Origin of the sequence: Flagellimonas algicola (assembly GCF_005937185.1) — a bacterium.
Classification (GTDB): Bacteria; Bacteroidota; Bacteroidia; order Flavobacteriales; family Flavobacteriaceae; genus Flagellimonas; species Flagellimonas algicola.
Genome location: NZ_VCNI01000001.1, coordinates 1,527,354 through 1,553,437, shown reverse-complemented (window position 1 = coordinate 1,553,437; position 26,084 = coordinate 1,527,354). Strand labels below are relative to the sequence as shown.

Annotated in this window: 29 protein-coding genes; 16 read left to right on the top strand and 13 right to left on the bottom strand. The window is 41.7% G+C overall.

Translation table 11 applies throughout. The annotated features are described in order from the left end of the window. Positions 1–18: 18 nt before the first annotated feature. From FGG15_RS06870 to crcB, 4 genes are all read right to left on the bottom strand, one after another. Complete coding sequence (locus tag FGG15_RS06870; RefSeq protein WP_138834569.1) at positions 19–1,083, bottom strand: outer membrane beta-barrel protein; 1,065 nt, start codon at positions 1,081–1,083, stop codon at positions 19–21. 120 nt (positions 1,084–1,203) lie between these two features. Then, positions 1,204–2,460 carry an ammonium transporter gene (locus FGG15_RS06865; RefSeq protein WP_138834567.1) on the bottom strand — a complete coding sequence of 419 codons (1,257 nt, stop codon included), beginning with the start codon at positions 2,458–2,460 and terminating at the stop codon, positions 1,204–1,206. A 32-nt stretch (positions 2,461–2,492) separates the two neighbouring features. Continuing rightward, complete coding sequence (locus FGG15_RS06860; protein WP_138834565.1) at positions 2,493–2,831, bottom strand: P-II family nitrogen regulator; 339 nt, start codon at positions 2,829–2,831, stop codon at positions 2,493–2,495. A 269-nt stretch (positions 2,832–3,100) separates the two neighbouring features. After that, positions 3,101–3,475 carry a fluoride efflux transporter CrcB gene (gene crcB / locus FGG15_RS06855; protein WP_138834563.1) on the bottom strand — a complete coding sequence of 125 codons (375 nt, stop codon included), beginning with the start codon at positions 3,473–3,475 and terminating at the stop codon, positions 3,101–3,103. A 538-nt stretch (positions 3,476–4,013) separates the two neighbouring features. Between crcB and FGG15_RS06840 the strand changes: the two genes are divergently transcribed. After that, positions 4,014–4,400, top strand: a complete 387-nt coding sequence (locus tag FGG15_RS06840) for a pyrophosphohydrolase domain-containing protein (protein ID WP_138834557.1) — start codon at positions 4,014–4,016, stop codon at positions 4,398–4,400. Between the two features lie 28 nt (positions 4,401–4,428). Here the strand turns inward: FGG15_RS06840 and FGG15_RS06835 are convergent, their stop codons facing one another. Beyond that, positions 4,429–5,487, bottom strand: a complete 1,059-nt coding sequence (locus tag FGG15_RS06835) for a branched-chain amino acid aminotransferase (protein WP_138835420.1) — start codon at positions 5,485–5,487, stop codon at positions 4,429–4,431. Positions 5,488–5,689: 202 nt separating this feature from the next. On the opposite strand from FGG15_RS06835, the gene mnmC2 reads away from it, so the two are divergent. The 9 genes from mnmC2 to FGG15_RS06790 all read left to right on the top strand — a co-directional run bounded on the left by mnmC2 (position 5,690) and on the right by FGG15_RS06790 (position 14,671). Then, the gene (mnmC2, locus tag FGG15_RS06830) at positions 5,690–6,355 is read left to right on the top strand and encodes a tRNA (5-methylaminomethyl-2-thiouridine)(34)-methyltransferase MnmC2 (RefSeq protein WP_138834555.1); all 666 of its coding nucleotides are present in this window, start codon (positions 5,690–5,692) and stop codon (positions 6,353–6,355) included. 110 nt (positions 6,356–6,465) lie between these two features. After that, positions 6,466–7,404, top strand: coding sequence for a TIGR01777 family oxidoreductase (locus tag FGG15_RS06825; RefSeq protein ID WP_138834553.1), 939 nt, complete (start codon positions 6,466–6,468; stop codon positions 7,402–7,404). A gap of 150 nt (positions 7,405–7,554) precedes the next feature. Next, positions 7,555–8,115 carry a nucleotide exchange factor GrpE gene (locus FGG15_RS06820; RefSeq protein WP_138834551.1) on the top strand — a complete coding sequence of 187 codons (561 nt, stop codon included), beginning with the start codon at positions 7,555–7,557 and terminating at the stop codon, positions 8,113–8,115. Between the two features lie 6 nt (positions 8,116–8,121). After that, on the top strand, positions 8,122–9,237 hold the full coding sequence (dnaJ, locus tag FGG15_RS06815; RefSeq protein ID WP_138834549.1) for a molecular chaperone DnaJ: 1,116 nt from the start codon (positions 8,122–8,124) through the stop codon (positions 9,235–9,237). A gap of 189 nt (positions 9,238–9,426) precedes the next feature. After that, positions 9,427–10,365 carry an ABC transporter ATP-binding protein gene (locus tag FGG15_RS06810; protein WP_138834547.1) on the top strand — a complete coding sequence of 313 codons (939 nt, stop codon included), beginning with the start codon at positions 9,427–9,429 and terminating at the stop codon, positions 10,363–10,365. Then, the gene (locus FGG15_RS06805) at positions 10,355–11,698 is read left to right on the top strand and encodes an ABC transporter permease (RefSeq protein WP_138834545.1); all 1,344 of its coding nucleotides are present in this window, start codon (positions 10,355–10,357) and stop codon (positions 11,696–11,698) included. Before FGG15_RS06810 ends, FGG15_RS06805 begins: the two co-directional genes overlap by 11 nt. A gap of 6 nt (positions 11,699–11,704) precedes the next feature. Beyond that, a complete protein-coding gene (locus tag FGG15_RS06800) occupies positions 11,705–12,601 on the top strand; it encodes a mechanosensitive ion channel family protein (RefSeq protein ID WP_138834542.1) in 897 nt (298 codons plus the stop codon). A 35-nt stretch (positions 12,602–12,636) separates the two neighbouring features. Continuing rightward, positions 12,637–13,497 carry a DUF6268 family outer membrane beta-barrel protein gene (locus FGG15_RS06795; RefSeq protein ID WP_237561761.1) on the top strand — a complete coding sequence of 287 codons (861 nt, stop codon included), beginning with the start codon at positions 12,637–12,639 and terminating at the stop codon, positions 13,495–13,497. Between the two features lie 10 nt (positions 13,498–13,507). Further along, positions 13,508–14,671: a sigma-54-dependent transcriptional regulator gene (locus FGG15_RS06790; RefSeq protein WP_138834538.1), complete on the top strand. Its 1,164-nt coding sequence runs from the start codon at positions 13,508–13,510 to the stop codon at positions 14,669–14,671. 5 nt (positions 14,672–14,676) lie between these two features. Here the strand turns inward: FGG15_RS06790 and FGG15_RS06785 are convergent, their stop codons facing one another. Next, positions 14,677–15,390 (bottom strand): hypothetical protein, encoded by a 714-nt coding sequence (locus FGG15_RS06785; protein WP_138834536.1) that lies wholly within the window; start codon positions 15,388–15,390, stop codon positions 14,677–14,679. Between the two features lie 178 nt (positions 15,391–15,568). Here FGG15_RS06785 and FGG15_RS06780 point away from each other — a divergent pair, with 178 nt between their 5' ends. Then, on the top strand, positions 15,569–16,453 hold the full coding sequence (locus FGG15_RS06780; protein ID WP_138834534.1) for a PPK2 family polyphosphate kinase: 885 nt from the start codon (positions 15,569–15,571) through the stop codon (positions 16,451–16,453). Further along, complete coding sequence (locus FGG15_RS06775; RefSeq protein WP_138834532.1) at positions 16,450–17,847, top strand: M20/M25/M40 family metallo-hydrolase; 1,398 nt, start codon at positions 16,450–16,452, stop codon at positions 17,845–17,847. Before FGG15_RS06780 ends, FGG15_RS06775 begins: the two co-directional genes overlap by 4 nt. Before the next feature lie 49 nt (positions 17,848–17,896). On the opposite strand, the gene FGG15_RS06770 is transcribed toward FGG15_RS06775, so the two are convergent. Then, complete coding sequence (locus tag FGG15_RS06770; RefSeq protein ID WP_138834530.1) at positions 17,897–18,325, bottom strand: GNAT family N-acetyltransferase; 429 nt, start codon at positions 18,323–18,325, stop codon at positions 17,897–17,899. A gap of 137 nt (positions 18,326–18,462) precedes the next feature. Between FGG15_RS06770 and FGG15_RS06765 the strand changes: the two genes are divergently transcribed. Next, on the top strand, positions 18,463–19,395 hold the full coding sequence (locus tag FGG15_RS06765; protein WP_138834527.1) for a peptidylprolyl isomerase: 933 nt from the start codon (positions 18,463–18,465) through the stop codon (positions 19,393–19,395). 458 nt (positions 19,396–19,853) lie between these two features. Here the strand turns inward: FGG15_RS06765 and FGG15_RS06760 are convergent, their stop codons facing one another. Continuing rightward, on the bottom strand, positions 19,854–20,048 hold the full coding sequence (locus tag FGG15_RS06760; protein WP_138834525.1) for a cold-shock protein: 195 nt from the start codon (positions 20,046–20,048) through the stop codon (positions 19,854–19,856). Between the two features lie 91 nt (positions 20,049–20,139). Continuing rightward, positions 20,140–20,778 (bottom strand): peroxiredoxin, encoded by a 639-nt coding sequence (locus FGG15_RS06755; RefSeq protein WP_138834523.1) that lies wholly within the window; start codon positions 20,776–20,778, stop codon positions 20,140–20,142. A 164-nt stretch (positions 20,779–20,942) separates the two neighbouring features. Here FGG15_RS06755 and FGG15_RS06750 point away from each other — a divergent pair, with 164 nt between their 5' ends. Next, the gene (locus FGG15_RS06750) at positions 20,943–21,485 is read left to right on the top strand and encodes a YfiT family bacillithiol transferase (protein WP_138834521.1); all 543 of its coding nucleotides are present in this window, start codon (positions 20,943–20,945) and stop codon (positions 21,483–21,485) included. Here FGG15_RS06750 and FGG15_RS06745 read toward each other — a convergent pair whose 3' ends face one another. From FGG15_RS06745 to FGG15_RS06735, 3 genes are read right to left on the bottom strand one after another with little or no spacing between them, the layout of a single operon-like run. After that, entirely contained in the window at positions 21,486–22,007 is a 522-nt protein-coding gene (locus FGG15_RS06745) for a GNAT family N-acetyltransferase (protein WP_138834519.1), read from the bottom strand. A gap of 13 nt (positions 22,008–22,020) precedes the next feature. Beyond that, positions 22,021–22,335, bottom strand: coding sequence for a cupin domain-containing protein (locus FGG15_RS06740; RefSeq protein WP_138834517.1), 315 nt, complete (start codon positions 22,333–22,335; stop codon positions 22,021–22,023). A gap of 9 nt (positions 22,336–22,344) precedes the next feature. Continuing rightward, on the bottom strand, positions 22,345–22,911 hold the full coding sequence (locus tag FGG15_RS06735) for a thioredoxin family protein (RefSeq protein WP_138834515.1): 567 nt from the start codon (positions 22,909–22,911) through the stop codon (positions 22,345–22,347). An 87-nt stretch (positions 22,912–22,998) separates the two neighbouring features. Between FGG15_RS06735 and FGG15_RS06730 the strand changes: the two genes are divergently transcribed. Then, a complete protein-coding gene (locus FGG15_RS06730) occupies positions 22,999–23,916 on the top strand; it encodes a bile acid:sodium symporter family protein (protein WP_138834513.1) in 918 nt (305 codons plus the stop codon). Next, a complete protein-coding gene (locus FGG15_RS06725) occupies positions 23,877–24,938 on the top strand; it encodes a lysophospholipid acyltransferase family protein (RefSeq protein WP_138834511.1) in 1,062 nt (353 codons plus the stop codon). The genes FGG15_RS06730 and FGG15_RS06725 overlap by 40 nt, the downstream gene beginning before the upstream one ends. Before the next feature lie 71 nt (positions 24,939–25,009). Here the strand turns inward: FGG15_RS06725 and FGG15_RS06720 are convergent, their stop codons facing one another. Continuing rightward, on the bottom strand, positions 25,010–25,987 hold the full coding sequence (locus FGG15_RS06720; protein WP_138834509.1) for a hypothetical protein: 978 nt from the start codon (positions 25,985–25,987) through the stop codon (positions 25,010–25,012). Positions 25,988–26,084 lie beyond the last annotated feature (97 nt).

Genomic DNA, 26,084 nt, shown 5'->3' with positions numbered 1-26,084 from the left:
GTCAGAACTTATGGTTTTCTAGAAAGAGTAAATTGCGGCAAAAAGAACGGATGCCAAACTACCTGTGGCTTCCATATCATTGTCTATAAATGCATCTTCCGAAGTGCTGTCCAATCTGATTTCAGGCTTTAAAATCAAATCGCCAACAGTGGCACTTCCCGTCAAGGTAACGGCAAAAACACTTCCATCATCCGTGTCCCCAAAGGCACCAATACCAGCTACGTCGTCAAATCCGTCACTGGTTGTAAAATATTCACCTCTTAAGCCAATGGTGAAGTTGTCAGATGTGGCCAATTGCGGATAAAGAGCAACTCCAGTAAAGCTTCCGCCATTGTCTTCCTGGCTAAAGTGAGCTGCATTTACCCCCAAAAAGAAATCTTCAGATACATCAAACCCACCGGTAAAGTCAACCTCAAATCCGCCTTGGCTATACAGGAAGTTCAGGAACTGACCAGAGTATCCCAACTGGGCACCAACGGCATAGTCTCCTGTTCCGTTAAGCTCTGTCAAATCCGTAGGATTCATTACCGCCAACATTGCGCTCCAATCGTTCCCAAGATCAAAGTCCGCTTTTAAACCGGTATGGCTAAAAGGACCGTAAGAGAACAAATAGGAAGTGCTGTAGTTAAAGTTGGCTGCGGGTGAAATTACTTCGTATCCCAAGAAGGTGTTGAAGTTACCAAACGTAAGGGTTACATCTTCACTTACATTCCAGTATACGTACAATTGGTTAACAATATCGCCAGTAGCGGAGTACATGGGGGAGGCAAAGATAGCGTCCGTTCCCCTTGGGCCGAACACCAAATCTGCCACAAAACCCACCTTATCTCCTTCGTAGGCAGCTATAATATTGGCCATACCTAGTGAAAAGCCATCCAAATTGGCAAAAGAAGAGCCTGGGGCAATGGCGTCCTCTCCATTGGGTGCAGTCAAGTTGGTGCGATAATAGGCATCAACCGTTCCACTAAATTCAAATGTAGTTTTGGCTTCTTCTTCCTCTTGTGCGAAGGCCAATACTGGGATACTTGCTAGCGCTATAAAAGCTATTTTTTTTATGTATTTTGTGCTGATAATCGTTTTCATAATCTTAAATATTAAGGTGCCTCAATGCTGAAGCATTAATTGGTATTTAATTGAGATTTGTACAGTGAAAAAGGTTATTTAACGGAGCGTTCTGCCAAACGCTCCGTTTCCTTTTATTTTTTAATGTTGGTTCATTCTAAAGTCGGCATAAGCGTCCATCCCATGCTCGTGAATATCCAATCCTTGTAGCTCTTCTTTTTCGTCCACTCGGATACCAGATACCTTTTTAATGGTAAATAGAATGATAAATGCAGTTAGGGAGCAGAATGTTGCTGCAGCTCCTACACCGGCCAATTGTACCAAGAACTGGTCAAACCCGGCAAGGTCGCCAAAGATTCCAACGGCAAGCGTACCCCACATACCACAGATCAAGTGAACCGCAACGGCACCTACTGGGTCGTCCAATTTAAGCTTGTCGATCAATGCAACTCCTGCTACAATGACCACACCTGCTATAAGTCCGATGATTACCGCTTCGTTGGGGGACATTTGGTCCGCACCTGCTGTAATTCCAACCAATCCGCCCAAGATTCCGTTCAAGAACATGGTAAGATCGTAGTTTTTATAAGCGAACAAAGAAGTAAGGAAAGCGGATACCCCACCTGCTGCTGCTGCCAATGATGTGGTGACAAGCACTAGGGATGTCAATTCTGGATCTGCAGATAGTACGGAACCACCGTTGAATCCGAACCAGCCCAACCAAAGAATCAAAACACCAGCTGCTGCCAATGGAAGGTTGTGTCCTGGAATGGCCTTTGGCTTTCCATCTTCTCCAAATTTTCCGATTCTCGCACCCAATAGGTAAATTGCGATCAGTGCGCCCCATCCTCCAACAGAGTGTACCAAAGTGGAACCTGCAAAATCGTAGAAACCTTCTGCTTCACCAAAAGCAAGGGAAGAAAGGAATCCGCCACCCCATTGCCATGAACCTACAATTGGGTAAACCAAGCCAACATAAATGACCGTAAACAACATAAAGCTTTTAAGCTTCACTCTTTCAGCCACGGCTCCAGAAACAATGGTTGCTGCTGTTGCGGCAAACATACCTTGGAAGAGAAAATCGGTCCACCATGTATAGCCACCATCGGCATATTCAGGGGTCATTCCATTTTCTGGGGCTGCAATTCCAAATCCAGCAAACTTAAGGAAGCCTGCGTCGCCATCCTCAAATCCTGGATACATCAAGTTAAAACCACCTATATAATATAATAGGAGTCCAACACATATAATAAATACATTCTTAAATAGAATGTTCACGGTATTCTTCTGACGAGTAAGTCCAATCTCCAAGAAAGAGAATCCAAGGTGCATAAAGAACACCAAGGCGGTACAAATCATCATCCATACGTTATTCGCTGTAAATAATCCTGCGTCCATAATCTTTAAATATTGTAGTTAAGGTTAGTTGATTAGTTAATACCGGCACTGCCGCTTTCCTTTGTTCTGATCCTGTAAGCCTCAATCACATCGGATACGAAGATTTTACCATCCCCGACATTTCCTGTTGATGCTGATTCAAGAAGGGTGTTTACGGTACGTTCCAGAAAACTATCCGATACCACAATAACCAAGTACCTCCTTTGAATGTCCGAAGTACTGTAGGAAATACCACGATACACGTGGCCTTGTTTTTCATTTCCAACTCCTGTTACATCCCAGTAACTAAAGAAGTTGACCTCAATCCCATGAAGTGCTTTTTTCACCTCGTCGAATTTGGATTTTCTAATAATTGCCTCGACTTTTTTCATAATTAAGTAGTTAATTGATGAGCCAAATATATGTTAAAACATTACCAACCCCTCAAAATGACGGGGTATAACTATAATTTTTATAATTATTAAAAAAATACCCCTATAAAATTAGGGGTACTCAAATTTGAAGTGAGTTTTATTCAACTATTGATGACTTTTTATTAATACAAAGCCCAAAAACTTGGATATTTTATATGGAATAGGTGTTTTTCCGATAGAATTGTTCGGAATCCAACAAAAGTGATTGAAGTTTTAAAAGAATATAACTAATCCAAAAACTTGGATAGCCAAAGGCCCAAGGCAATGGCCAATATCCCCACAATTATGCTGCTGAGGGTGTACAATGAAAAATGAAAAAGCTCGCTGTTTTTTATTAAGGTATGCTTTTCAAAGGCAAAGGCGGAGAACGTGGTAAATCCGCCACAAAATCCTGTGGCTAGAAACAGTGTGTTGTTGGAGGTGAGTAAATTGTTCTTTGCAGAAAAACCTAAAATAATACCAATAAGTAGACAGCCAACAATGTTGACCAAGAAAGTCCCTAGGAAAAAATTATGAAATACAATATTAAGCGGCTTGGAAATCAAATAGCGCAATGCACTACCTAAACCACCGCCCAAAAAAACAAGAAGAACCTGTTTCATACCTTAAAGGTACAAACTAAACAGCTTTCTTTAAATCGGTCTCGGACTGTTCGCGGGGGAGCATTTTTCTGATCGAAGTTTCCGAAATCTTCTGAATTGGTTTTCTAAACCTTTCGCCAGCTCCATTTACGCTAAAAATCAAAAGAATTGCGTTTACTGCTAGCAAAATGAATAGGAGGCTGAAAAATGTTACCATTTGTCTTTACTAATCAGGTGCAATACAAAAGTACGTCTTTTCCTATAGGAGCGATGCTTTAGTCTGATTAAAGTTGTAAACAATGTCATTTTTGTTGTGAAAACAAAAAAGCTGTTAATTTTTAAGAAAGTACTTGATCAAAAACAGGATAATTATGAAGATTACAAAAGTGGCCAACACCCATTGAACCCCTTTATAGTTTTTTCGATGCCAAGACTTATCCTTTTTATATGTGAAGGCGATTACGAATACAAAAGCAATGAAAAAGAGTACGGCAAAAATTAATTGTCCGGTGCTTAACATATTGTTTATTTTTATGCAAAGCTAAATCAAAAGAAAGTAATGCAAAGCAAAATTAAAGCGGTGGAATTGTTCCATAATTCGTTCGGACTTGGAGTACAACAGCAACCCCAGGCCAATCTCGGAGCAGAAAAGAATAAACTGCGTTTCAACCTGATGGATGAGGAAAACAAAGAATATTTGGAAGCTGCCAACGATGGAGATTTGGTGGAAGTGGCCGATGCCTTGGGAGATATGCTCTATATTTTATGTGGAACCATTTTGGAACATGGAATGCAGCACAAGATCGAGGAAGTCTTTAACGAAATACAACGTAGCAATATGAGCAAATTGGGCGAGGATGGTAATCCTATTTACAGGGAAGATGGAAAAGTGCTGAAAGGACCCAACTACTTTAAACCCAATATAGAAGGGATATTGAACAATTAAAAAAAGCGCCGAAAGGCGCTTTTCTTTTTTAGTCTACTGGATATCTCCAGTCAAATTTGTCTTCAATCCGATTGTTTTGTATATCGGTGATATATTGTTTTAGTTGGGAAGCGTAACTCTGCTCCAACTCCGGTAGTTCATAATCAGTTCCTTGATAACCAAACGCAGCAATGGGAGATACTACCGCTGCCGTTCCTGCACCGAACATTTCCTTGAGGCTTCCATTTTTGGCAGCTTCCACTACCTCAGAAACCGTAATTTTCCGAACCTCGGTCGCTATACCTTGGTCCTCTGCTATTTGCAAGATGCTTTTACGGGTTATGCCATCCAAGATGCGATCGCTGGTAGGGCCAGTGATCAAGGTATCGTTAATACGGACAAAAATGTTCATGGCACCTGCTTCCTCAATATATTCATGGGTGTTGTCATCTGTCCATATCACCTGCTGGTACCCTTTTTCAACCGCCAGTTGGGTAGGATAGAACTGTCCGGCATAGTTACCTCCAGCCTTGGCATACCCAACACCACCATTGGCTGCACGCGAGTATTTTTCTTCTATCAAGACTTTTACCTTTCCAGAAAAATAGGCACCGGAAGGGGCACAGGCTATGATAAATTTGTATTCATCCGCAGGGGACGCATGGAACCCATTTCCAGAAGCTAGGATAAACGGTCTAACATATAGGGAGCTTCCGGGATTTTGCGGAATCCAATCTTTTTCAACTTGTAAAAGGGTGGTCAAGCCATCCATAAAATGGGATTCTGGTAATTCAGGAATAGCCAATCTTTTGGCCGACTTGTTGAACCGCTTAAAGTTCTCCAAAGGTCTAAACAACCAGGCTTTGCCATTTTCATCCTTATAAGCTTTCATGCCCTCAAAAATGGACTGACCGTAATGGAAAATCTTGGCAGAAGGATCCAGGCTAATAGGCTGATAAGGAATTACCTTAGGCGTTTGCCATGCTCCATCCACATAATCGCAGACTAGCATATGATCCGTATAGACGCTTCCGAAGGAAAGGTTGTCAAAATCCACATCATGGATTTTTGAAGTTTTGGACTTCTCTACCGTTACATTTTTAGTCATTGTTTCCATTTCAAATAATTTGAACCTATAAAATTAGACAATAAACCCTTGTATTGCTTACTTTTCAATTAAATTTACGCAGTTTGTTCCCGAAATCTCAAGATTTTCAAAATCAACTATGTATTTAACATTTTTGATGCAACTTATGCAATGGAATCCAAGATTAATTTGTTGATTTTCAGTAGTAATTCCATCCAATACATTGAAGCGGAAGATTATAACAACGGCCGACGGCTCTAAAACCATCCATCTTGAGGATTGGAACGAGCAATATCACTCCAAACACGGAGCCATCCAAGAGGCTTATCATGTTTTTATAGAACATGGTTTAAGGCATATGGTTTTGTCGGATATAAGAATCTTGGAGATTGGCTTTGGTACAGGTTTGAATGCCTTGATAACCCTGTTAGAAGCGGAGAAAAATGGACTTCAAATCAATTATGTAGGGGTTGAGGCCTATCCCGTTTCAATGGATGAAGTGGCAGCTTTGGACTATTGTTCCCAATTGCAAGTTGATGGACATCAGGGAGTTTTTGAAAATATGCACCGTTCGCCATGGGAAGCGGAGATTGCCATAGCAAAGAATTTCTGTTTACTAAAACAGCAAAAGGGTTTTATGCAAATTGAGGATGGTAACATGTATAATCTTATTTATTTTGATGCATTTGGAGCAAGGGTGCAACCGGAATTATGGACAGAGGCCATTTTTGCCAAAATGTTTAAAGCGCTCAAAAAAGGGGGAGTATTGGTGACATATGCGGCCAAAGGCAGTGTGCGAAGGGCAATGCAGGCTGTAGGACTTACTGTGGAACGACTTCCAGGGCCACCAGGAAAACGGGAAATGCTCAGGGCCACTAAAACGTTGTGAATCTTTGAAGTAGCCTTAAAAGTGAAATTCCTTCAAGAATTGTGTTAAAGCTAAACTAATGCCTGAAATTTCCGGGATTGAAACGACTAATTTTGCATTAAAATGAAAGTATGAAGGTGCTGATAACAGGTGCAACGGGTTTAGTTGGAAAGGAGATTGTTAGGGTTCTACACGATAAAAACGTCACTGTCCATTACCTGACCCGTAGTACAAGGAAAATTCATTCGGATTCAAACTATAAAGGGTTTTACTGGAATCCCTCAAAGGGGGAGCTGGATCCCAAAAGCTTGGAGGGGGTCCAGACCATAATCAACCTTGCCGGTGCTACCATAGCCAACAGATGGACCAAATCCTTCAAAAGAAAAATTATGGAGAGTAGGGTGGAGAGTTTAAAAACCCTAAAAAAAGCTTTGGACGGCAGCGACATTTCCGGAATACAATCGATTATTTCCGCTTCCGCGATAGGGATTTATCCCAATTCCCTTTCCAAATTTTATGATGAAAGCGAAAAAGAAGTGGATGATAGCTTTTTGGGAAGTGTGGTTCAACAGTGGGAAAATGCCGCCAATGAGTTTAAGGATTTGGGCTTGAAGGTGGCCAAGATTAGAATTGGGGTGGTTCTTTCGAAATCAGGAGGGGCCTTACCTAAAATGGCTCGTCCAGTGCAGTTATATTTAGGCGCAGCCTTTGGCTCCGGCGAGCAGTGGCAATCCTGGATACATATAGAGGATTTGGCGCAGCTGTTTGTCTACATTGTGGAAAACGGATTAAAGGGGACATTCAACGCGGTGGCACCCAATCCCGTTACTCAATCCAAAATGACCAAAATTCTGGGCAGGGTACTTAACAAGCCCATTTGGTTGCCCAATATACCTAAGTTTGCCATGCAGGGGCTTTTGGGGGAAATGTCTTATCTGTTGTTCGCCAGTCAGCGCGTGAGTAGCAAAAGAATTGAAAAGAAAGGCTTTGTTTTCCAGTACCCTAATCTGGAACCTGCCCTAATGAATCTTTATGGTCAGGAGAAGAAAGAGTCTTATATAGTTGAGTAAACGAGCCATTGAAATTGGCTATACCATGGCCACTATGTAAATTGATATCCGCCTTTGGCGGATTTTTTAGTGTTTTCTTGTGACATTTTGACATTTTTGGACAAATGGCAGTACTTTTGCCACTTCAAAAAAGAAAAAAACAAACCATATATGAGCAAGAAAAGTAAGGTTGAGGAAATGGAAGGGGAATTGAACGAATCCCAAATTGCAGAAAATCCTGAACTGAACGATGAAACCAAGGCAACTCTTGAAGAGGAACAGTCCGTGGAGGATCAATTGCGTGAGGAACTGACCAAGGAGAAGGATAAGTTTTTGCGGTTGTTTGCTGAGTTTGAAAACTTCAAGAAGCGTACTTCCAAGGAACGTATGGATCTTTTTAAGACCGCTGGTCAGGAAGTCATAGTCTCCATGTTGCCCATTTTGGATGATTTTGACCGGGCCTTGAAAGAACTTTCCAAATCTGAGGATAAGGAAATGTTCAAAGGCGTGGAGCTCATCAACAATAAATTTAGGGAAACCCTTAAAGCAAAAGGGCTGGAACAAATTGAAGTGGGAGAAGGAGATGTGTTTGATGCGGAAGTGCATGATGCCATTACCCAGATTCCTGCACCAAATAAAAAACTGAAAGGAAAAATAATCGATGTCGTTGAAAAAGGTTTCAAACTTGGAGAGCGCATCATCAGGCACCCCAAAGTGGTTGTAGGTAACTAATAAGGTATGAAGGAGGACTTTTACGACATATTAGGTGTTTCCAAGGGCGCTTCTGCGGCGGAAATCAAAAAGGCTTATAGAAAAAAGGCCATCGAATTCCATCCAGATAAGAATCCCGGGGATACCAAGGCTGAGGAGATGTTCAAAAAAGCAGCCGAAGCCTACGAGGTGCTTAGTGACCCGGATAAAAAAGCAAAGTACGACCAGTTTGGACATGCTGCATTTGAAGGAGGAGCTGGATTTGGCGGAGGCGGTATGAACATGGACGATATCTTCAGTCAGTTTGGGGATATCTTCGGAAGTGCCTTCGGTGGTGGATTTAGTGGGTTTGGTGGATTTGGCGGCGGACAACGCAGGGCCAAAGGCAGCAATCTTCGTATTCGTGTAAAATTAACCTTGGAAGAGGTGGCCAACGGCGTAGAGAAAAAAGTTAAAGTACGAAGAAAGGTCCAAGCTGAAGGGGTAACCTACAAAACCTGTGCTACCTGTAACGGAACTGGGCAGGTGACCAAAATCGCGAACACCATTTTAGGCCGAATGCAGACAGCGACCACATGTACTACCTGTGGTGGCGCAGGACAGTCCATAGACAAACGTCCAAGTGGAGCAGATGCACAAGGATTGGAAGTTGCCGAGGAAACTGTTTCTATCAAGATTCCACCGGGTGTGGAAGATGGTATGCAGCTAAAAGTCAGTGGCAAGGGGAATGAAGCTCCCGGCAATGGAATGCCCGGAGATTTATTGGTGGCCATTGAGACAGCGGAACATGATACCTTAAAAAGGGAAGGGGATAACCTTCATTACGATTTATACATCAGTTTTTCAGAAGCGGTATTGGGAAGCTCCAAGGAAATTGATGCCGTTGGTGGCAAGGTGCGCATTAAATTGGAGCCGGGCATCCAATCGGGAAAAATACTGAGATTAAGAGGAAAGGGAATCTCCAGTCTTAACGGTTATGGCAGTGGAGATTTGTTGGTTCACGTGAATGTTTGGACCCCCAAAGAGCTGAACAAAGAACAAAAAGAGTTCTTTGAGCGCATGCAAAGTGATGAAAATTTCACCCCTAAACCAGAGAAATCGGACAAGTCGTTCTTTGAAAAAGTTAAGGATATGTTCTCTTAAAGAACAGAATAAAAGTTTTCTGTTTAAATAAAAAACGTATATTTGGAACTGATGTTGGGAAACCGACATCTAATTTTCTTTTTCATAGCAATTTTTTTCCCATCCTTAGATTTTTTTAAGGGTGGGTTTTGTTTTTAGGGGCAATCCGGTCTTTTTGACCAATTATATATCTTTGAAAAAATAGTATAAATGGACCACATCCTTGTTGCCAAAGACGTCTCCAAGTCTTATGGGGAACACCCAGCCTTGAGCAACATTTCATTGAAAATTCCGGAAAATTGTATTTATGGTCTGTTGGGGCCAAACGGTGCCGGAAAAACCACTTTTATTCGAATTGTTAATCAGATTACCTACCAAGATACTGGTTCGGTTTTGTTTAAGGGAAAGCCACTGGCGCCCGAACACATTGCCCAGATAGGTTATTTGCCCGAGGAAAGAGGATTGTATAAAAGTATGAAGGTGGGAGACCAGGCCCTGTACTTGGCCCAACTAAAGGGATTATCCCGAAACGAAGCCAAAAAAAGACTTAAGTATTGGTTTGATCGTCTGGATATTGGCGATTGGTGGGGCAAGAAAATTCAGGAGCTCTCCAAGGGGATGGCCCAGAAAATACAATTTATAGTTACCATTTTGCATGAGCCCAAACTATTGATTTTTGATGAACCCTTCAGCGGTTTTGATCCCATAAACGCCAATATTATAAAAGATGAGATCCTTCAACTTAAGGAAAAGGGTACCTCTATCATCTTTTCAACACACCGGATGGAATCCGTGGAAGAACTTTGCGAATACATCGCTTTGATCCATAAATCAGAAAAAATACTGGATGGAAAATTATCGGATATCAAAAAATCGTATAAGAACAACATTTTTAACATAGGTCTTGAGCTTGACCGGAATGCTGATGATTTCCTCAAAATGATAAGAGATCAATTCCAAGTTTTGGATTCCCAATATGACCCAATGGAAAAACAGTTGGATTTCACCATACAGTTACCATCCAATAATACCACTGGGATTTTGTCCCAATTGTCACAACAGGCCAAGGTGAACCGTTTTGAGGAAACCGTACCATCTGCCAACGATATATTTATTCAGACTGTAAACAAGAGGGATAATGGCAAGTAAACTACAGTTGATCATTAAGAGGGAGTACTTGGCAAAGGTGAGGAACAAGTCTTTTATTGTGATGACCATTTTGAGCCCAATTTTAATTGTGGGCATGATAGTGTTGATCGCCTATCTCACAGAAGTAAACGATAGCGAGAAGCGGATTGTGGCCGTGTTGAATGAAAGTGACTTTCTTCACAGGGAATTTGCGACTTCGGAAAACATGTCCTTTGTGCAATTTCATGATATATCCTTAGAAAAGGCAAAGGATTCCACCAATAACATGGGGCTTTATGGACTGTTACATCTTCCCAAAGGTGAAAATTTGGAACAAGCTTCCAAGCAAGCTCATCTGTACACCAAGGATAATCCCAATACACACATAACGCAACAGTTGGAAGGGATTTTCCAGAAAAAACTACGTCAAAACCGCTTGGGGCACCTTGGGGTTTCTGCGGAGCAGTTTTCAACAATAGAAAAACCGTTTGAATTAAATCTTGCCACTTTTGAAGGTGAGAAAAGTGTAAAGGGAATTACCGAGATCAAAGCGTTCATTGGCGGTGGATTTGGTTATGCCATCATGATGTTCATCATTATATATGGGACATTTGTTATGCGGAGTGTGATTGAAGAAAAAACCAGCAGGATCATAGAGGTAATCATATCCTCCGTAAAACCGTTCCAATTGATGTTGGGCAAGATTATTGGCACTTCCTTGGCTGGAATCACCCAATTTGTGATCTGGCTGATTTCGGCGGGAATTCTGCTTTTTATGGTGGTATTGATTTCGGGAATAGATATGACAGCCTTAATGGCCGAGGTACAAAATACGCCTGGTGCCATGGGCGGAATGTCGCAATTTTCCACGCCCTTAAGCAATGACACCATATTATATGCCAGGGAAATCCTCAACATTCCATGGGTGCTTTTGATCACTTCATTTCTATTGTACTTTGTTTTGGGGTATCTTATTTACAGTTCCATTTACGCGGCCATAGGAGCAGCAGTGGACAATGAAACTGATACACAGCAGTTTGTTTTCCCTGTGATTTTACCCCTTATGTTGGCCATATATGTAGGCTTCTTTTCCGTTTTCAGCAACCCTCATGGCCCTATTGCCGTTGGTTTCTCCCTGTTTCCTTTGACCTCTCCCATTGTGATGTTAATGCGACTTCCAGCGGGGATTGGAGAAGGAGGTGTACCTTTGTGGCAACTTTTACTATCCATAGCGCTTTTAATAGGTGCTTTTTTGGCCATTGTTTCCTTGGCGGCCAAAATTTATCGGGTAGGGATTTTGATGTATGGTAAAAGGCCGACCTATAAGGAATTGGTAAAATGGTTACGTTATTAATTTGAAATGCAGGAAGAGACCAACGAGATAAAGGAAATCATTAAGGAAGATATCTGGGGATCTATTAAAGAGTTCCTTAACATGGGAATTCATTTGGGAGAGGGGGATAAATCCATTCATCTGACCATTGGTCTTTTGTTAATGTTGTGCGTTGCCTTTGTGGTCACAAAATTTCTTTTACGATGGATTAGATACCTACTGACCCGTAAAATGGAGACCGAGGACAAACAAAAGTTTACCAGTGTCTTCAAATTTACCAACTACTTTATTTATTTGGTGGTGGTATTGATCACCCTTAGCGCTGCTGGAATTGACATTACCTTGCTCATTACCGCTTCTGCCGCGCTTTTTGTTGGCTTGGGACTTGCGCTTCAAGAACTATTTCAGGACATTCTTGGTGGCATATTGATCATCGTGGACAAATCCCTTCAAGTAGGTGATATTGTTGAGGTAGATGGTAAGGTGGGTAAGGTCTTTGAAATAAAATTGAGAACCACTAGAGCCATTACAAGGGATGACAAAGTTGTGGTAATTCCCAATCACAAATTCATTAGCGACATTGTCTTTAATTACACCCAGAACCATAGAACCACCATGGAGAAAATAAAGGTTGGGGTGGCCTATGGCAGCAATGTGGAATTGGTAACCCAAATCTTGGAGCAGGTAGCAGCAGAACAGAAAATGGTACTTAAGAATCCCAAACCTTTTGTCCTATTTGATGACTTTGGAGACTCAGCACTGTTGTTCTCGCTAAACTTTTTTACCAATGATAGTTTCGCCGGCCCAAGAATAAAAAGTGCAATTCGGTTTAACATCAATACCAAATTCAAGGAAAACAACGTTACTATTCCGTTCCCGCAACGAGATGTACATATTGTACCGCAGCAAAAACCTCAAGAATAACAAAAAGTACAACATATCGAAATAACATCTGGACTTTGATTTTTGGTCTGGGATTGCTATTGCCCAACCTTGTCTTTGGCCAGAGCTCCGATGTACTCCGGATAGAATATCTCAATATTCCGGAAAATGATACCGGAATTAAGACCCAGCGCTATAAGTTCCTATTCAACGTGCCCATCAAAATCAACCCTAAAAAGGACTATTTGATCACTGGTTTGGAGTACAACAAGTTGGATATTGGCTATTCCCAAGACTTTGGATTTGATAAGAGTGACTTAAATCGTTTCCATGTGATTGACCTTAATCTGGGTTACATCACCAAATGGAATGAAAACTGGAACTTGGTGACCATACTTACCCCTAGAATTGCATCCAATTTTACCAATGGAACCTTGACAGATGACTTTTTTATGAATGCTACGGCCACGTTTTGGAAGGAAAATTCCAAGGCGCCGAAGCCTTATAGAATTGTATTGGGACTTTCGTACAATAGTACTACAGGATTGCCCATACCTTTACCCTTGGTCAGCTACTACCGAAAATTTCATCCCAAATGGTCTTTTACCCTGGGAATCCCCAAATCTGGCTTCAAACATTACTTGGGGAAGAAGCACACCTTGGAAACGGCATTGTTTTTGGATGGCTACTTTATAAATATCCAGGACAATATTGTTTTGCCAGACAATCAGATTGCATCTAAAATATCGCTTACCTCTTTAGTGTTTGCCTTGGGCTACGAATTTCGATTGACCAAACATATGCGATTTTATACCTTGGCAGGTCGCTCAATAGAACAGGAAGGCAAGCTAAGGAACGATGATAGGGGCGATGTTTTTTTGTTGAATGATGAAGCAAATTTTTATATTCGGACTGGTTTCAAGATTGGAATCTTTTAAATAGAAATGTATGTCTAAAATATTGGTAATTGAAGATGAAGCTGCCATCCGAAGGGTGTTGGTAAAGATATTGAGTGAAGAAAGCGATTCCTACGTGGTTCACGAGGCCGAGGATGGACTGAAAGGAATGGAAGCCATCAAAAAAGAAGATTTTGACCTGGCCCTTTGCGATATCAAAATGCCAAAAATGGATGGAGTGGAAGTATTGGAGGCAGCACGAAAAATAAAACCGGAAATCCCCTTTATCATGATTTCAGGTCATGGCGATTTGGACACTGCGGTAAACACCATGCGCATGGGGGCGTTTGACTACATCTCCAAACCCCCGGATTTGAATCGCTTGCTTACCACGGTACGAAATGCCTTGGACCGCAAAGAATTGGTGGTTGAAAACAAAATCTTAAAGAAAAAAGTCTCCAAGAATTACGAAATGATTGGAGAAAGCAAGGAAATAGGGGTAATCAAGGACATGATCGAAAAAGTGGCCCCTACCGATGCCCGGGTACTTATTACCGGGCCCAACGGAACGGGAAAGGAATTGGTGGCCCATTGGCTACACCAGAAAAGTCCAAGGTCCTCATCACCATTTATTGAAGTGAATTGTGCTGCGATTCCATCAGAATTGATAGAAAGTGAGCTTTTTGGACACGTTAAAGGTGCTTTTACCTCTGCGGTTAAGGATAGGGCCGGAAAATTCGAGGCGGCAAACAAGGGGACCATTTTCCTTGATGAGATTGGGGATATGAGCCTTTCTGCCCAGGCCAAAGTGCTTAGGGCACTTCAAGAAAACAAGATTTCACGTGTGGGTACGGATAAGGATATTAAAGTGGATGTACGCGTTTTGGCAGCAACCAACAAAGACCTTAAAAAGGAAATAGCAGATGGGAAATTTCGTGAAGACTTGTACCATAGATTGGCCGTGATTTTGATCAAGGTACCCGCTTTGAACGATAGAAGGGATGACATTCCGATTTTGGTGGAACATTTTGCCCAAAAAATTGCTTCAGAACAAGGTACTGGTGCCAAGGATTTTTCAAAAAAAGCCATGGAGCTGTTAAAGAGTTACGACTGGACTGGAAATGTGAGAGAATTGCGTAATGTGGTGGAGCGCTTGATTATCCTAGGAGGAAAGGAAATTTCTGAGGAAGATGTAAAGCTGTTTGCCAGTAAATAGGGAAATTACTCTTTAGAGCATTCTTCCAAACGCACTAGGGCGTCCTGGGTGATAACCTTAACACGATGATGGTATTGTTTTTTGTGTTCTGAGAGCTCTGTGTTTAGCAGGGTTTCATTGGCTTCCTCATGAATTTTGGATATAAACTGGTAAGCTTCATCGCATTCTACCCCGGTAACCACCTTATCCAGTGAGGATTCAAAGCCCAACAAACAGTTGTGTACCTGTTTTTTTATCGGATTTGCATCGCTCAAAACCACACCACCTTGCTGTTTTAGGGCTTCGGTAGTATTTAAGAACAACACATCATTGCCATAGGTGCTAATAGATTCTTCCTCGAAAACCTTTAAGACCTTACTTCCAATCTCCATATTCTCCAGAGCAGTGTGCAGCAATTTTTTAGAAGCAGTGAAGGAAGAGGCTTTGGTAGCGTCTTTCAGGTAAAAAAGCGCTGCTTCCAAACTTTCAATGGCGCCATCGCAACCACATTCAACAAAATTGGAGCGTGTTTTTTCAATACTGTTAAGCGCTTTGTAAGCCAAATATTTGGATTGCTCAAAGTTGTCCGCAATAATGGCGGCCTCCGTTTTGTCCTTAATGTAATCCAAATTTGAGTTGGCGTATTCGCACGCGTTACGTGAGATAAAGGAAGACAATATCAAAAGGCTGATAACGCCTAAGATAAAGACTATAAGTAGGATAATCTTTCTTGTTTTCATAACGCTCGATTTGGGACGGTGCGTCTTATGTTTCCTACGAATTTAGATGAAGAATCCGCCATCGGTAAAAAAAATCGATAAAACACGAACTTCTACTATAAGATGTAGTTTGGATCGGTAAGTTGCGCATTTTAGGCGATGGTTGAAGGACTGATCAAAAAAAACTATATTCATTCCCATGGAAAACAAGGATTTAGACCAGTATAGGGTGCAAGGGCCTGTTAAACTAGTCCAAAAAGCAACATTGGAAACTTTTGATAGCTCAGATAAGGCTCTCAAAAGAGAATTGGAGGAAATTCGCAAAGAACTTGGGAAATTTCAGGATAAACTGTACGCTCATGGGAAATATGGTGTTTTGGTTTGTTTACAGGGCATGGATACCGCTGGCAAGGATAGTTTGATCCGAGAAGTGTTCAAAGATTTCAATGTTCGGGGCGTTGAAGTACATAGTTTTAAGGTTCCCACGGATTTGGAATTGAAACATGATTATCTATGGCGTCATTATATTGCGCTCCCAGCAAGGGGTAAATTCAGTGTTTTTAATCGTACCCATTATGAAAATGTATTGGTGACCAAGGTACATCCAGGGTATATTTTAGGGGAAAATATCCCCGGAATTGACGCTGTAGAGGACATTGACCAAGCTTTTTGGGAGAATAGATACCGCCAAATCAATGATTTTGAACGACATATTGCTGAAAACGGCACCTTGATTTTTAAATTTTTCCTACATCTATCAAAAGAAGAGCAAAGACAACGTTTACTGCGTAGGATCCGACTCCGGGAGAAAAACTGGAAGTTTTCCCCGGGCGATCTTAAAGAACGCAAGTTGTGGGATGCCTATCAGATATGTTATGAGGAAGCTATCAACAAAACCTCTAAGGAGCAAGCACCTTGGTATATCATTCCAGCTGATAATAAACGAGCCGCAAGGGTTATTGTGGCTTCGATTTTATTGGAAGCGTTAAAAAAATATAAAGATATCCAAGAACCTGAGTTGGATGCCGAAATAAAAGCTAATTTAGAAACCTTCAAACAAGAATTGGAAAAAGAAAACGAATGAGAACATCCCTACTCCTACTTTTATTTTGTGCTAGTACCATAGTTTTTGCCCAATCCGAAGACGAGAAACAACTTAAGTCCATCTATGATTTGGCCCTCACCGAGGGTCAGGGTTATGATTGGCTCAATCATTTGTCCAATCAAATAGGGGGACGACTTTCGGGTTCCGTGCAGGCTGAACTTGCCGTAGATTATACCAAGGCCCAACTGGATTCCCTTGGATTGGATAGAGTATGGCTACAACCGGTAATGGTGCCCAAATGGGTGAGGGGAACCCCTGAATTTGCTTTTATCGAAACCAAACCTGGACTCACTACCAACGTACCTATTTGTGCCCTGGGAGGTTCGGTTGCTACCCCGGATGGTGGCATCAAGGCGAACATTGTGGAGGTTAAGGGCATTGAGGACTTGGAAAAATTAGGCCGTGAACAGATTGAGGGAAAGATTGTTTTTTACAACAGGCCCATGGAACCTACCCTAATTAGCACCTTTGAGTCCTATTCTGGATGTGTGGACCAACGTTATGCTGGGGCGGCGGAGGCTGGTAAATTTGGTGCTGCTGGCGTCATTGTGCGTTCCATGACCCTTAGATTGGACGATTACCCCCATACGGGATCTATGAGTTATGGAGATGTTGCCGTTGCCAATCGTATTCCGGCCGCAGCCATAAGCACCAATGGTGCGGAACTACTAAGTGCTACTTTAAAGTTGAATCCTGATATCAAGTTTTATTTTAAGCAGAACTGCAAGCAGTTTGATGACGTGCAATCGTATAATGTTATTGGGGAGATTAGAGGAACCACCCATCCCAATGAAATTATGGTTGTGGGTGGACATTTGGATTCCTGGGATTTAGGCGATGGTTCCCATGACGATGGAGCAGGATGTGTACAGAGTATGGAGGTGCTTCGGCTGCTAAAGGAAACAGGCTATAAGCCCAAGCGGACGCTTCGCGTTGTGCTATTTATGAATGAGGAAAATGGACTTAGGGGTGGAAACAAATACGCTGAGGTGGCCCGAAACAAAAATGAAAAGCATGTGTTTGCGTTGGAAAGCGATTCCGGTGGCTTTACACCCAGAGGGTTTTCCTTCAATTGTTCCGATGAAAATTTAAAGCACATTCAGCAATGGAAAGGACTTTTTGAGCCCTATCTCATCCACATGTTTGTAAAAGGCTATAGTGGTGCTGATATTCGGCCGCTTATGGATCAAGATTTGGTCTTGGCCGGGCTAAGACCCGACTCCCAACGTTATTTTGACCACCACCATGCTGAAAACGATACTTTTGAGCACGTAAACCAAAGAGAGTTGCAGCTTGGAGCTGCTACCATGGCCAGCTTGGTGTATTTGATTGATAAGTACGGGACTATACCCAATACAAAGATTAAAGGATAAATAACTTCAAGGACACTGTTTGTCTAATCTGAGGTTTTGTTAATAAGGACTAAGGATTCTTTATGAAATACAGTCCTGATTTTCGTAGTTTAAATCCTAAACTTTCGTACAGGGCCATGGCTGGTAAACGGTGATGCCCGGTAAATAGCAGTAGTTCAGCAAGTTCTTTTTCCTTAGATATTTCTAGGAGTTTTTCCATGAGTTTGCGGCCAATACCCTTTCCCCTGGCATTTTCATCCACCACCACGTCCTCAATCCAGCCTTTCTTTCCAGAAATCGCCTGATACTCGCATAGTGAGGCCATACCCAATATTTCATCTTCCTCCTTACAAAGTGCTATGGTAACCTGGTTTCCATCCCGCAACACTTGTTTCAAGTTCAAAGGCTTTAGATGTGGAGCCAATTGTTTAAACAATTGATTCACCCGCAGTTGGATTTCTGGTGTGAGGTCTTCTTTTTTGAGAATATCGATTTGCATTGCTGTGTTTATGGGTCATTGGCTTTTCAATAGCAAAATTCCTAAATTATTTCAAACCGCCAACCCATAAAAAACCTCTACCTTTGCAGCCTTAATTTTGAAGAATCGAGCAATCGAATAATCTAATATCCAAAGCAATGCAAGACGGAATCTACGCAAAATTCAATACCACCAAAGGAGAGGTTTTGGTAAAACTAACCCATGATAAAACCCCGGGAACCGTAGGGAACTTTGTGGCCCTGGCCGAAGGAAATATGGAAAACAGTGCCAAACCCCAAGGAAATCCTTACTATGATGGATTAAAGTTTCATAGGGTAATTGCCGACTTTATGATTCAAGGGGGCTGTCCGCAAGGAACCGGAACAGGGGACCCTGGATACAAATTTGATGATGAGTTCCATCCAGAACTTACGCATGAAGGCCCTGGAGTGCTTTCTATGGCCAATGCCGGCCCTGGAACCAACGGAAGTCAATTTTTTATCACCCATGTGGCCACACCATGGTTGGATAATAAGCATACAGTTTTTGGAAACGTGGAGCACGGACAGGAAGTGGTTGATGCCATTGCCCAAGGCGATTCAATAGGAAGTTTGGAAATTGTTAGGGTAGGCGCTGAAGCTGAATCCTGGAACGCTATTGAAGCTTTCAGAACTTTTGAGGGAGCTCGTGAAAAGCGAGTTGCAGAAGCCAAAGCTAAAGCAGAAGCTGAAATGGAAAAACTTGCTGCCGGATTTGACAAAACAGATAGTGGGCTGCGTTTCAAAATGATTCAAGAAGGAAGTGGAGCCAAGGCAGAAAAAGGGAAAACAGTTTCGGTACATTACGAAGGAAGTCTGACCAACGGACAGGTTTTTGACTCATCCTACAGCAGAAATCAACCCATAGATTTTACATTGGGCGTAGGACAGGTAATTCCTGGTTGGGACGAAGGCATAGGGCTATTAAAAGTGGGAGATAAGGCACGTTTTGTGATTCCTTCCAACTTGGCCTACGGAAGTGCCGGTGCCGGTGGGGTTATTCCTCCAGATGCAACCTTGATTTTTGATGTGGAATTGATGAATGTGAAGTAATCCAACTTCGAAATAGCATGTAGAAGAAAAGCTTCCAAAAGGAAGCTTTTTTTTATTTTGATCTGTTCACGCTCACCAGCAATAAGCAGAAGTTGAGCGCAAGTAATAAAAGCAGTACGGTAAAAAAGGTGCCCATAGTCAATGGATTTAGCTATTCAGTTCGTGTTTTGTTTCAGTTGAGTAACAATTGAACGAAGAAATACCCTACTATATTGTACTACTTTTTTGAACTATTAACACTAATGAGCAATAAAAGCAAGTTGATGGCCAACAAAACCGAGAGAATGGCAAAGAAGGTATTCATGTAATTTTTTGTTTAATGGTTATGGGGAACAATAGGTGTTTAGTCTTTAGATAAAAAAAGTTGGAGAGGTTGCGTAACTGTAAAAGAAAAATGTAAACAAAAAAACCCGAGCCATATAGCTCGGGTTTGCTTTATAAAAAAGTGTGCTGTTACCTTAATCTATAACTTGTACATTTACGGCGTTCAATCCTTTTTTACCTTGCTGTAGTTCGAATTCTACTGCGTCACCTTCTCTAATTTCATCGATTAAACCTGAAACGTGTACAAAGTGATCTGTGTTTGAACCATCTTCAGTGATAAAGCCGTAGCCTTTTGAATCGTTGAAGAATTTTACTGTTCCTTTACTCATTACTAAATGTTAAAAAATTAAATGAGCTGCGAAGGTACACTTTAATTTATTCGGATTTAAGGTTTTTTTATGTTTTTTCCTAAAGTTGATGTCAAACGGTCGGATCAGGCGTCAATCTTAGGTAAGGTTTTACCTCCTCAACGCCTTTGGTGAAAATTTCACGGGCCTCCCCTGTTGGAATCGCTGGACTTACAACTACTTTCTCCCCACTTTCCCAATTGGCAGGTGTCGCTACTTTGTGGTAGGCGGTTAACTGTAAGGAGTCAACTACACGTAACAGTTCATAAAAGTTTCGTCCGGTGGAAGCGGGATACGTCAAGGTTAACTTCACTTTTTTATCAGGACCGATGATAAATACAGAACGTACGGTTAAGGTGTCATCCGCATTGGGATGGATCATATCATATAAATCAGATACCTTTCGGTCCTCATCTGCTACAATGGGAAAGTTCACCACCGTATTTTGGGTCTCATTGATATCCTTGATCCATTCGGCGTGGGATGCCGCTCCATCAACACTCAATGCCATCATTTTTACATTGCGTTTTTCAAATTCCTGTTTAAATTTGGCTGCAGTGCCCAATTCCGTAGTGCACACTGGTGTAAAGTCTGCTGGATGCGAAAATAGAATTCCCCAGCCATCTCCTAGGTATTCATAAAAATTGAGTGTTCCCTGAGAAGTTTCAGCTGTAAAATCTGGGGCGGTATCGCCCAAACGTAAAGTTGCCATGTATTTTGTTTTTATTGATTGAAAATTGGTGAACCATAAAGTTAAGGCATAGTTTTTCCCTAGCTTCCTATCCAAGTTAAAAGTGTATTAAAGTTTTGGGTTTCAATCTAATTTTGGGCTGTTTTTTTTGATGGACTCCATCTCAAAGTTGCTATTTTTAAGCTATGGAAAAAGAAACACTTGAACAACTGCGTTACCCTATCGGAACTTATCATATTCCGGAAACGATTAGCCAGGAGCAACGGGAGGAATGGCTTTCCATTTTGGAGCATCTACCCAAAAGATTGGAGGACATGGTGACTCCCCTTTCGGAAGAACAATTGGAAACACCGTATAGACCGGAAGGTTGGACGGTAAGACAACTGGTTCACCATATTTCCGACAGTCATCACCACAGTTATATCCGCTTTAAATGGGCATTAACGGAGGATAACCCAGTAATTAAGCCCTATTTTGAAAAGGAGTGGTCCAAACTTTTTGATGCCCAGACAGCCCCGATTCAAATGTCCTTAGATCATTTAAAGGCGGTGCATGCCAAGTTGGTGTATTTGCTCAAAGGTCTTTCCAAGGAACAGTTGCAGCGAAAGTTTACCCATCCGGATGGGAATGAGGAAACCACCCTGGATGAAAATATTGGGCGGTATGCTTGGCATGGAAGCCACCATTTTGCCCATATTGAAAACTTGATCAAAAGGGAGGGTTGGTAATCAGAGTTGTTTGGTAAGTACCCACATGGGTTTTTCTGAAGGAATGGCCCCTGGAATTGTAAGCTCGCTCTCTTTTTTAATCTGGAATCCTTGCTTCAAATAAAACTTGATGGGTCCGCCTTTTTGCATGGTGTCCAACCACAGAATTTTTTTACCAAGCTTTTTGGCATATTGTTCAATAAGCACCAGCACTTTTTTGCCCAATCCTTTCCCTGAATAGGCTTGCAGTAAATAGATTTTTTGGGCTAATAAGGATACATCGGGTGTATGTTCATCCAATGGACTGTCCACCACCAATTTTACAATACCAGCAGTTTTAGCTTCAAATTTGACCAAGAAGTGCTTTAGATTGGGATTTTTGAAATCTACTGATACAACTTCCTCCGTGAAACTTCTACTGATATAGGGTGCTGGGTTGCTGTTCTCCCATAGGTGCAAATAGTGTTCATGATAGGACTGCTTGCCAATGCTAATATATTCGGCAAGCGTTTCTCGGGTCAGGGGTTCTAAATGGACTGTCATATTTGGCTTATGGTTACTCACCGCCTTCAGGTCCGTAAAACAGCACCCAGGTTGAGAAATCGTCGGTAAAATTCTCAAATCTATGTACTACCCCTGCAGGAACAAAAAGAAAATCTCCTGGGCCAAAAGTTGTACGTACCTCACCATTCAGAAATTCCCCGGTGCCGGAAATCACCACATATACTTCATCCCTGGTATGGGGTTGTTGCAGATCTACTTTTTCAGGCTTGTAGATTTCAACCTCCAAGGTTCCATGATTGAATAAGGTCTTGAAAGGCCCATCATGCTTGGTCAATTCATCCAGTGCTGTTTTGGTTGTAATTCGCATATCAACTAATTAATGCCGATTATTGATCCACTTAATATTACAACCAATACTAGGTTTTTGTTCATTGCTGATAGCCTTACCTTCCAGTAAAGCATCCATCGCTCCACGTAAATCAGCTCCGGTTAAGGGCAATCCGTTTCCAGGCCTTGAATCATCCAGCTGTCCTCGGTAAACAAGATCTAGACTCCCATCAAAAAGATAAAAATCAGGGGTACATGCTGCATCATAAGCTTTGGCCACTTCCTGGGTTTCATCATATAGGTAGGGGAAGGTATACCCTTCTTCGTCTGCTTTTTGTTTCATCAAGTGTGGGGCATCGTCGGGATAATTGATTACATCATTGCTGGAAATGGCAACAAACCCAATTCCTTTGGATTGGTATTCCTTACCTAACTTGGAAATTTCGGGATTCACGTGTACCACAAAAGGGCAGTGATTGCAAATAAACATGATTACCGTACCCTTTTCACCATTAACTTCGTTCAAAGACTTTTGGGTATCCGTTACCGTATCCATCAAATTAAAATCGGGGGCCTTGGTTCCCAAGGCTAACATATTACTAGGGGTTCTTGCCATGGTATACTTTGTTTTAAACCATGAATTTAGTGGACTTTATCCACAATTGAAAGAATCCTGTATATTGTATGGCAAACACTAAGGTTCTTGGAGCAGCTTATAGATAACGTTCACATCAATTTTGATAAAGAAGCCCTTTGGACACTTAATGTGGCCCTTGCCTTGGTCATGTTTGGCATAGCACTGGAAATTTCCATAAATGACTTCAGACGACTTTTAAAAACTCCTAAGTTGGTTTTGACAGGAGTTGCGAGCCAATTTTTATTGCTTCCGATCATAACTTTTGTTTTGATTTGGATTACGGAGCCTTTACCCAGTATCGCATTGGGCATGTTCATGGTTGCGGCTTGCCCCGGGGGCAATGTTTCCAATTTCTTTACTCATTTATCCAAGGGGAATGCGGCCCTATCTGTTACCTTAACGGCCATTGCAACCCTGTTGGCCATATTTATGACCCCATTTAATCTCAGTTTTTGGGGAGGCCTGTATGCTCCAACAGCATCCATATTACAGCAGGTTTCCATATCTCCATTGGAAATGGTTAAACTTGTGGCTCTCTTGTTGGGTATACCATTGATTTTGGGAATGTTGCTACACCATTATCGACCCAAGATCGCTCAAAAATTAGCCAAAGGATTTAAGATTGGATCACTGCTCTTCTTTGTATTTCTCGTCTTTGTCGCACTGTACAATAACAGGGATATTTTTATGGAATACGTGTTCTATGTTTTTTGGCTTGTGTTAATCCATAATCTAGTGGCCTTGCTCACTGGATTTTCAGTGGCCAAGCTGATGCGGTTCTCCCCAGAAAATGTTAGATGTCTCACCATAGAAACGGGTATCCAGAATTCGGGATTGGGCTTATTGTTGATTTTTACTTTTTTTGATGGCTTGGGAGGTATGGCATTATTAACTGCTTTTTGGGGCATTTGGCATTTGGTTTCGGGTCTGGCCATTGGCCTCTTATGGGGCGGGAGACCTGTAGAAAAAGAGGAGTTGGTTTGAAGCAATTGGGCTATTATTTCTTAAAACTCTGGATTAAACTGGCATTATTTTGCTACTATAAGAAAATCAAGGTGGCGGGGATGGAGAATATTCCCAAAGACAAACCAGTTTTGTTTCTTTCCAACCATCAAAATGCCCTGATGGATGTGCTGTTGATTGCAACCAGCGTAAAAAAAAGTCCTTGGTTTATTACTCGTGCCGATGTCTTTAGGGGAAAGGTCTTAAAATCCCTTTTTCAGTTTTTACAAATGATTCCCATTTATCGATTTAGAGATGGAAAGTCCAATCTGCATAAGAACATGGCGATTTTTCACCAATGTGGGGAATTACTTCAATCCAATGCTGCAATCGTATTGTTCCCAGAGGCCAATCACAGCCTTCAACGTAGGGTGAGGCCATTGAGCAAAGGTTTTACGCGAATCATTGCTAATGCCTTGGAAAAAGACCCTGATTTGGATTTACAATTGGTGCCCATTGGTCAAAACTATGCATATCCAACTCAAGTTGGGGATTCGGCCACACTCCGTTTTGGGGAGCCTATTTCTGTACGGGAGTGCAAGGGTTCTTTGGATTTAAAGCAAAAGGTTTTTGAAAATCTTACAAAGTTGACCACCCATATCCCGGAAGCGGAGTATGATGAAATCATCCAGAAAATGGGTGAGGAAGGTGAACATTATCTCCGTCCAAAGGAAACCAATGCAACGATTTCTCAAGGGGTTTCTCACCAAATGATGCCCAAGAAAGGGAACTTGGTCCCCAAAATTTTGAGATTGCTATTTCTTTTATGGAACCTACCTTTGGTCTTTTTATGGCGAATCGGGTTGAAGCCCAAGGTACCGGAACCCGAGTTTATGGCAACCTTTCGATTGGGGTTTGTACTATTTACGTACTCCTTATTTTATGCTGGGTTATTCATGGTACTTTGGACTGTTTACGATACCGATATGGCATTTATGGCCGTTCTATCGCATTCGGTATTTAATGTAGTACTCGTTAAAATGGGAATTGCATCCTCTCAGTAAAAAAAATGAGGTTTGATCAATTGGAAATCCTAAATCGTCCGATTTGGGATGCACGGTACTTCAGAAACCATTCAATTTTTGTACTTGCCTTGGGCATAAGATGCCACAATACTACTGTTTGGGCTTTTGCAGTTTTGTGGAAAGTCAAAGAAATAGATGCACTTGGGCAATCCGTTTTCAAAGGTTACCTGCACCCACCCTGCACTGCTTCCTGCAAATCCTTTATACCGATAGTTGGCCTTTAAATCCTTGGGTCTTCCTTGATTGTCTTTGGAATACACTTCTAAACCAGAAATGCTTCCGGGTACATACCTATTGAAAGCCCAAGTTTGTGAATGGTTTGCAACGAGATCATCTACCAGCCTTGACAAATTCTGTGGTCCTGTTGGGCCACCAGATACTTTCATAGCGGTGTACTTACTTGTACCTTTCATTCTGATGGATTCCTGGTTGGAGGCAAATCTTTTCAGGTTTTCCTCAAACCGCCTTACTCCAGGGTTATTGCACCGGTTTAAGCTGAATAGCTGTGCCATGTCGTTGCGCAATCCATTGGCTTTGTGAATCATATCTACAGAATTGCCAATTGCGTTGGGGTCGGCTGCCATGGCTATTGCATTGCGAAACACATCTTTGCTCATCAGACTCTCCAAGCTTAGTTTGGCTTTGTACAGATCAGGCCTTGCGAAGATTCCAGAGCCAACTGTGGTCCATTCAATACATGTCCTATCTGTTTCAATCCCATACCCGTTGGTGGTCACCTGTTCCGTAGCACAGACCCAATTCATGATTTCTACTTTGTTGGTTGGCAAAGAACTAGGGCATTGTTTACCAAAAGTTCGAAGGTACTGCTCAAAAATCATTAGAAACTGGGTGTCAGTGCGCGTGATTTTCACGCTTTCAAATTCACCTCTAAAAATGTAATCAAAGAGTTCCGCATTGAACAAACCATCGGTATTAAAAGAAAGGGATTCCTGATTTTGACCAGGGGTCAAGGTAGAGTTTTTATGGCTTGAAACAAATGATGATGTTAGGCCAATGGTCAGAACCATTAGTACAAGAACTGATTTTGTTGTTTTAATCCGCATTTCACTAATTGCTAAGAGGTTTTCAAATCTTTTAAATTGCGGGGGATAGTTAAAGATAGTG